Raw genomic sequence first — 7,686 nt, forward strand, 5'->3', positions numbered from 1 at the left:
GCCCCCGCCCCGGCGCCCGGGGCGGCGGTATGAACACTGCGTCACACCGGGAATAAGCAGGTCGGAACCCGGGCTTGACACTGCTGCCGTCCCAGGACAGGCCCTGGTCCGGCCAACGACGTCAGCAGTCAGAGCGAGGGATCACATGCCCAAGGCGTACGTCTACACGCGGTTCGGCGGCCCGGAGGGTGAAGCCTTCGCCGACCTGCCCAAGCCGGTCCCCGGTCCCGGCGAACTCCTCGTCGCCGTCCGGGCGGCGGGCGTCAACCCCGTCGACTGGAAGCTGCGCACCGGCTACACCCGGCCGGGCTCGACCCCGAAGCCGCTGCCGACCGTGTTCGGCAGCGAGGCGTCGGGCGTGGTCGAGCAGATCGGCGAGGGCGTGCGTGGATTCGCCGTGGGGGACGCGGTGTTCGGCTCCACGCTCACCGGCGGATACGCCGAGTACACCCTGCTGCCCGCGGCGATCACCGCCCACAAGCCGGCCGCCGTGTCCTTCACGGACGCGGCGGCCCTGCCCGTCGCCGGGGCGACCGCGTACGACGGAATCCAGCAACTGGCCCTGCCCGCCGGTTCGACGCTGCTGATCACCGGCGCCGGAGGCGGTGTGGGCGTGGCCGCGACCCAGATCGCGACGGCCGTAGGCCTCCGCGTGATCGGTACGGCGAGCGCGGGCAAGAAGGACTTCGTGGAATCGCTGGGCGCGGTCCACGTCCCGCCGGGCCCCGGACTCCAGGAGCGGGTGCGCGCCGCCGCCCCCGAGGGTGTCGACGCGGTCTTCGACCTCGTCGGCGGCGCGGACCTGGAGGCCGTCGCCGGGCTGGTCCCGGACCTGACGAAGCTGATCAGCGCCGGGGCCAAGCCGCGTGTGGTGGAGCTGGGCGGCGCGGCGGTCGTACGGCTGCGCACGGCCGCCGTCCTCGACCAGGTGGCCGCGCTGGTGGTGTCCGGCACCCTGCGGCCGTATGTGACGCGTACGTTCCCGCTGGCCGAGGCGGCGCGGGCGCTGCGCACCGTCGAGGACGGGCACGCGCTCGGCAAGATCGTGATCGAGGTCGCCCCGTGAACGCCGCCGTCCCCGCCCCCGCGTCGTACCACCCGCTCGACAACCCCGTACCTGCCGCGCTGACCGGCCCGCACGCCCGGTTCGCCGAGCGGCGCGGCCGGGTGCTCGGCTACCAGGCCGAGGTGTCGACCTGGCTCGCCCTGCCCGAGGAGCCGGACGCCCGCGACTGGGCGGACGCCGCCGCGCTGGTCGGCGGCGACGGGACCGCCACGCTCTGCGGGACGGACGTGCTGCCGCCGGACGGCTGGGAGGTCGTCTTCGAGGTCGACGGTGTCCAGCTCGTCGACGAGTCCCTGGCCGCCGTCCATGACGAGGAGGCGGTGGTGCTCGGCGCCGCCGACGTACCGGAGATGCTGGACCTGGTGGAGCGCACCCGGCCGGGCCCCTTCCGGCCGCGCACCGTCGAGTTGGGTACGTATCTGGGCATCCGGCGCGACGGCGAGCTGGTGGCGATGGCGGGGGAGCGGATGCACCCGCCGGGCTGGACGGAGATCAGCGCGGTCTGTACGGCGCCTGAGTTCCGCGGCCAGGGACTGGGCGCCCGGCTCGTCCTGGCGGTGGCGGCGGGCATCAAGGACCGGGGCGAGAGCGTGTTCATCCAGGCCGCCTCGGACAACACGAACGCCGTCCGGCTCTACGAGGCGCTGGGTTTCCGGCTCCGCCGCCGTATCCCCTTCATGGGGATCCGCGTCCCGGAGCCGTCCCGGGTCCCGGCGACGGCCGGCGGCTGAGCGGTCGGACCCGCGCACGGCGTGGGGCGGGCGGACGGCCTTGGTGGTCGTCCGCCCGCCCCATCCACCGGGCTGGGTGAGTCCGGCTACGTCCGGACCGGCTCATTCATCTGGCCCGACCGGATCGCCCGATTGCGCTTACGGCCGGCCATCATCGCGGCGCCCGCGCAGACCAGGCCGAGCACAGCGGTGATCGCTCCTGGGATGACCAGGCTGAGGAACACGCCGCGGTCTGGGCTGGAACCGACGACCCATGGTGCCGCGACCATCCAGGCACCCAGCAGACACAGGGCCCAGCTGAAGCCGTACGTCCGGGTCGGCGTGGCGGAGAACACGAGGGCCAGACCGGCGATCGCGATACCCATGATCACGTTGTGGACCACGAGACCCGGCTGGCTTGTCGTGTAGTGAAGGATCCACGGTGAGAGGGCGATGAACAGGCCGGCGAGAAAGATCGGGCCGTCCAGCAGCGCCACGTCACGTCCACCGAGCACGCGGGCGTACCTGGCCCGCATCTCTGGTACGTCAGGGTGAGCGCCTATGTCTCCCCTGGTTTCGGTAACACCTGGGTGAGCCCCTGTGGCTCCCCTGGTGTGTGAAACATCGGCCATGATTCTCGACTCCTTCGGTCTGAGAGGTGCGACCGTGCTGCACCGGATCAAGCGGTACATGACCATTCTGCCCCCTTATTCACCTTTATGTGTAGTTGAGGGCGAATAAATCGCCTGGTACCTCATGGCAAACTGTTCGAGGCCGCTCGGCCGGACGGCCGTATCCGCGCGTGGCTCGGCGGACCCGCGACGGACGAGGGCCCGGACGGGTGAGTGACGAGTGATAAGGAACGGCACCGGCGATGACGCTGACAGATGACGGGACCGCGATCGGCGAGAGCGGACCGGAGGTCGCGTACGGCCCCGGAATCGACCCCGAGCGCATGGCCGTCTGCCTCTCCGTGCTCGACGAGCTGGACAAGCTCGACGTCGACCACCCCGACGCCGTCGCCGTACGCCGCGCCACCGCCGGGATCTACCGCACCGTCAAGCAGCGCCGCCGCCAGGAGCGCCGGGCGGCGAAGACCGCCAACGACAAGGCGGTCACCGAGGCGACGGCCACCGGGTCCGCCGAGCGCATCGACGACGAGACGCAGGGTCTGCTGCCGTCGTCCTCGGTCGCCGGTGACATCGCCGGAATCCTCCAGCGGCCCCGCTCCTGCTACATCTGCAAGACCCGTTACGTCGAGGTCGACGCCTTCTACCACCAGCTCTGCCAGCCCTGCGCGGCCGAGAACCGGGCCCGCCGGGACGCCCGTACCGATCTCACCGGCAAGCGCGCCCTGCTGACCGGCGGCCGCGCCAAGATTGGCATGTACATCGCGCTGCGCCTGCTGCGCGACGGCGCGCACACCACCATCACCACCCGCTTCCCCAACGACGCGATCCGCCGCTTCAAGGCGATGGAGGACAGCGCCGACTGGATCCACCGGCTGAAGATCGTCGGGATAGATCTGCGCGACCCGGCCCAGGTCGTCGCCCTCGCCGACTCCGTCGCCGCCGAGGGCCCGCTGGACATCCTCATCAACAACGCCGCGCAGACGGTACGCCGCTCCCCGGGCGCCTACAGTGAACTGCTGGCCGCCGAGTCCGCGCCGCTGCCCGCCGGTGAACTCCCGTCCTCGCACGTCATCGGCGTCTTCGGCAGCGGTGCGCAGGCCGTGCTGCCCGCAGGTGGCGGCGAGGCGCTCGGCGCGTCGGACGTCACCGGTCTGGCCCTGGTCGGCGGCTCGGCCACACTCGCCCGTATCGAAGCGGGCACGGCGATCGACGCGGGCGGGCTCGTGCCCGATCTGCACGACACCAACAGCTGGATCCAGACGGTCTCGGACGTCGATCCGGTGGAGCTTCTCGAAGTCCAACTGTGCAACTCCACCGCGCCGTTCATCCTGATCAGCCGCCTTCGCCCGGCGATGGCGGCGGCGGCTTCACGGCGTACGTACGTCGTGAACGTCTCCGCGATGGAAGGTGTCTTCAGCCGCGGCTACAAGGGTGCCGGGCATCCGCACACGAACATGGCGAAGGCCGCGCTCAACATGCTGACCCGCACCAGCGCCCAGGAGATGTTCCAGTCCGACGGCATCCTGATGACCGCCGTCGACACCGGCTGGATCACCGACGAGCGCCCGCACCCGGACAAGATGCGGCTCGCCGAGGAGGGCTTCCACGCCCCGCTCGACCTCATCGACGGCGCGGCGCGGGTCTACGACCCGATCGTGCGCGGCCAGGGCGGCGAGGATCTGTACGGCTGTTTCCTCAAGGACTACGCGCCGGCCAACTGGTAGAAACCGCCCGGACACCGTCAACTGGCAGGGGGCGGACCGGCGTACGGGGGCTGTCCGGAAGTGACCCACTTCACGGGCCCCATCGAGCGGACCCGCGCTCATTTGGTTAATGTATGGCGCACGGACGCCACCCAGGGACCCACGAAGGTTCCTCGGCCGTCCCGGGACAGGCCTGCAACCAGGCCATCGCCCCGCCCGAAAACCGGCGCCACCGCGACCGAACCTTCCCTGCCCCTGCCCCCAGTTGGCGGCCGGCGCCCGGTATGTGTCCGGAGTCGGCGCGTCCGGGGTTACGCGACACAAAGGAGTGCGCGGTGACACCTGAAAAGGCTCAGCACGAGAACAGCCCTGCGGAACGGGGCGGTGAACGCGGCCGCAGGCCCCAGAAGCTCCGGAACATCGAGGTGTGGGCCAAGGCCGCACCGATCAGGCTGGCGGGCTACGAGGACGACCTCGCGGAGCCGCACATCCTTCAGGGAATCGACTAGAAGGTCATCTGATCGCTGATGGGCGGCGGACGGGGAGAACCACCCGTCCGCCGCTCCCGCTTGCGGCACGGCGCGGTGTCCGGCAGATATGGAGTCACATCCGGTCAGGACGAACCGGACAGGACGACCAGCTGGGAGACCCCGTGCGACGCCTACCCGTTCGCCGCCGGCACGCCGCGTTCGCCGTGCTCTCGGCCGGCATCCTGATCACGGCCGGCTGCGGCGGGGACAGTGACGGCAGGGACACGCCGACGGCGGAAGCGGCCCGGGCGGCGGCCTCCACGAAGGTCACGCTCCAGCCCCTGACCACCTCCGGCCCCCACCCCTTCACCACGTCGACCGCGGCCCCCGTACCGGACGCGAGCCCCTCACGGCCTCCGTCGCCGAGCGGCCCGCCCTCCCGCTCGCAGACACTGCGCTCCGTCTCCGGCGCCATCGCCGGGCTGTACGGCGGTACGAGGTCGACCCCCAGCTGCGACGTCGACGCCCAGGTCCGCCTGCTGACCGGGGACCGCGCCAAGGCCGTCGCCTTCGCCCGCGCCGCCGGCATCGGCGCCCCGTCCCTCCCCGCCTTCCTGCGCGGACTCACCCCCGTCGTCCTGCGCGCCGACGTACGCGTCACGGACCACGGCTACCGGGACGGCGCGCCCACCGCCTTCCAGGCCGTACTCCAGAGCGGCACCGCCGTCCTCGTCGACGACCACGGACTGCCCAGGGTCCGCTGCGCCGGCGGAAACCCGCTGCGCCCGGCCGTGACGCTGCGCGCCGACGCGCCCCACCAGGGCACGCCGTGGAGCGGCTACCGGCCCGACCGGGTCGTGGTGGTCAAGCGCGGTACCCAGGCCGTCAGCGCCCTGATGATCGTCGAAGCGGTCGAACACACCTGGCTGGAGCGCGCGAGCGGCACCGACGGCGACCGGGACAAGAAGCCCGCCGTACCGCCGCCGTACCCCCCGGACACCGACATCATCGACCCGTCGCTGGAGCCGCCCACCCCGGACGACGGCGGCTCCGACAGCCCCGACCCCGGCCGCTCCGACCCGGCCGTCCCGGATCCCGACGCCTCCGAGCGCGACCCGGCCCCCACGCCGGACTGCCGCACCCCGGACGGCCCGGCGCCCGACGAGCAGTGGTCCGAGCCCATGTCGAACCCGCGCGACTGCCCCACGCCGACGGACGGTCCCGACGGCGGTGTCGATCCGGACTACCCGGCGATGCCGATGTCCCCGGAGCGGCAGGGTCCCGGCGGGCGGCTCGACGGCGTCCCCGGCGCGCCCTTCGACGACGGCTTCGTCCCCGCGGCGCCCGACGCCGACCCGGCCGGGCCCGCCACCTTCCCGGGCTGAACGGTCCGCATCTGACGGTCCGCCCGCCGTGTCCGCCGGACCGGTCGAGATATCCGACAAATGATGACAGAGTGACCCCATGGTCGATCGGGAAACGGGGCCCCCGTCGCTCCCCGACGACTGGCCCGCCAAGCCGGAACTGAGCCTGGCCCTCAACGGCATGGGCTGCTTCGACTGGGATCTCGGCAGCGGTCTGCTCCATCTGGACCGGGTGGCGCTGGGGATCCTCGATCTGCGCGACGACGAGTACGACGGCACGCGCGCCAAGCTCATGGAGCGCCTGCCGCCAGGCGAGGGCGCCCGGCTCGACGCGCTCGTGGGCGAGGCGATGACCGACAGCGGCCAGGGCTACGGCGCCTACTTCCGCGTCCGGCGCCGTGACGGCACCCTGCGCTGGACGCACTCGCAGGGCCACGTCCGCCGCGACGACACCGGCCGCCCCCTGCGCGTCATCGGCATCATCCGCGACGCCACCCAGGAACTCGCCGACTCGATGGCGCGGCTCGACCTCGACGAGGAGCGCCGGCGCCGTACCACCGTCGTCGAGAGCGCGACGGCGGCGCTCGCGCACGCCAGAACGGTCCAGGACGTCATCGACGTGCTGAAGGAGTCCGACGGCCTCGAACAGCTCGGCGCCGGCAGCGTGGTCATGGGCCTCCTCGACTCGGGGCGTATCCATCTGGTCGCCGAGGGGCCCGCGGGCTCCTTCGTGCCGGGAACCCGCGTCACACGGGTGGACGAGGAGTACCCGATGAGCGAGGTGATCCGTACGCTCTCCCCTCGGTTCATCGAGTCCGAGGAGGACTTCGCCACCTCCTACTCGGGCCTGTGGCCGCACATCAGCCATCTCGGCATCACCTCGGCGGCCTATCTGCCGCTCATCGCGCAGGGCCGCCCCATCGGGGCCGTCGGACTGCTCTACGGCGACAAGATCGGCTTCACCACCGAGGACCGCAATCTGCTCGTCGCCCTCGGCAGCAGCATCGCGCAGAGCCTCCAGCGCGCCGTGCTCTTCGAGCAGGAGCACGACCTCGCCGAAGGGCTCCAGCAGGCGATGCTGCCGCGCCGGATCCCGGCCGTGCCCGGCGCGGAGATCGCCGTCCGCTACCGCTCGGCGCGGCTCGGCCGGGACGTCGGCGGTGACTGGTACGACGTCATCCCGCTGCCCGGCGGCCGGGTCGGCGCCGTCATCGGCGACGTACAGGGCCACGACACCGACGCGGCAGCCGTGATGGGACAGCTGCGGATCGTGCTGCGGGCGTACGCGGCCGAGGGCCACACCCCGGCGACGGTGATGGCACGGGCCTCGGTCTTCCTGCACGAGCTCGACACCGACCGTTTCGCGACCTGTGTCTACGCGGAGGCGGACCTGGCCACCGGCGTCGTACGGCTGGTCCGGGCCGGGCATGTCGATCCGATGATCCGGGACACCGACGGCAGTTGCCGCCGGCTGCCGGCGGAGGGCGGGCTGCCGCTGGGGCTCTCGGCGGAGTTCGGGCGGCTCGAATATCCGGTGAACACCGTCGAGCTGGATCCGGGCCAGACGCTGGTCCTCTACACCGACGGGCTCGTGGAGATGCCCGGCGCCGACCTGGACGAGGGCATGCAGCGACTGGCCGGCGTGATCGCGGGCGGCCCGCGCGACCTCCAGAAGCTCGCCGACCGGCTGTGCGCGGTGGTGGACGAACGGGGCGGTGAGGACGACGTCGCCGTACTGCTG

7 protein-coding genes are annotated in these 7,686 nt (G+C 72.1%); 6 read left to right on the forward strand and 1 reads right to left on the reverse strand.

Translation table 11 applies throughout. From position 1 onward, the window contains the following. Window positions 1-145: 145 nt before the first annotated feature. Window positions 146-1,066: an NADP-dependent oxidoreductase gene (locus BHU15_RS02000; protein ID WP_069625563.1), complete on the forward strand. Its 921-nt coding sequence runs from the start codon at window positions 146-148 to the stop codon at window positions 1,064-1,066. After that, entirely contained in the window at window positions 1,063-1,797 is a 735-nt protein-coding gene (locus tag BHU15_RS02005; protein WP_069625564.1) for a GNAT family N-acetyltransferase, read from the forward strand. The genes BHU15_RS02000 and BHU15_RS02005 overlap by 4 nt, the downstream gene beginning before the upstream one ends. Window positions 1,798-1,883: 86 nt before the next feature. On the opposite strand, the gene BHU15_RS02010 is transcribed toward BHU15_RS02005, so the two are convergent. After that, the gene (locus BHU15_RS02010) at window positions 1,884-2,408 is read right to left on the reverse strand and encodes an SPW repeat protein (RefSeq protein WP_078079319.1); all 525 of its coding nucleotides are present in this window, start codon (window positions 2,406-2,408) and stop codon (window positions 1,884-1,886) included. 242 nt (window positions 2,409-2,650) lie between these two features. On the opposite strand from BHU15_RS02010, the gene BHU15_RS02015 reads away from it, so the two are divergent. From BHU15_RS02015 to BHU15_RS02025, 4 genes are all read left to right on the forward strand, one after another. After that, window positions 2,651-4,132 (forward strand): SDR family NAD(P)-dependent oxidoreductase, encoded by a 1,482-nt coding sequence (locus BHU15_RS02015; protein WP_069625565.1) that lies wholly within the window; start codon window positions 2,651-2,653, stop codon window positions 4,130-4,132. A 314-nt stretch (window positions 4,133-4,446) separates the two neighbouring features. Continuing rightward, window positions 4,447-4,620, forward strand: a complete 174-nt coding sequence (locus BHU15_RS39950) for a hypothetical protein (RefSeq protein WP_171908296.1) — start codon at window positions 4,447-4,449, stop codon at window positions 4,618-4,620. Between the two features lie 143 nt (window positions 4,621-4,763). Next, the gene (locus BHU15_RS02020; protein WP_069625566.1) at window positions 4,764-5,966 is read left to right on the forward strand and encodes a DUF6777 domain-containing protein; all 1,203 of its coding nucleotides are present in this window, start codon (window positions 4,764-4,766) and stop codon (window positions 5,964-5,966) included. A 79-nt stretch (window positions 5,967-6,045) separates the two neighbouring features. Next, on the forward strand, window positions 6,046-7,686 hold a 1,641-nt coding region (locus tag BHU15_RS02025), incomplete at its 3' end, for a SpoIIE family protein phosphatase (RefSeq protein ID WP_069625567.1).

It is taken from the genome of Streptomyces niveus, from assembly GCF_001723055.1.
Classification (GTDB): domain Bacteria; phylum Actinomycetota; class Actinomycetes; order Streptomycetales; family Streptomycetaceae; genus Streptomyces; species Streptomyces niveus.

Bases quoted from the DNA above. Each gene is read 5' to 3' on its own strand.
- BHU15_RS02000 (WP_069625563.1), top strand. From the start codon at position 146: ATGCCCAAGGCGTACGTCTACACGCGGTTCGGCGGCCCGGAGGGTGAA.
- BHU15_RS02015 (WP_069625565.1), top strand. From the start codon at position 2,651: ATGACGCTGACAGATGACGGGACCGCGATCGGCGAGAGCGGACCGGAG.
- BHU15_RS02010 (WP_078079319.1), bottom strand. From the start codon at position 2,408: ATGGCCGATGTTTCACACACCAGGGGAGCCACAGGGGCTCACCCAGGT.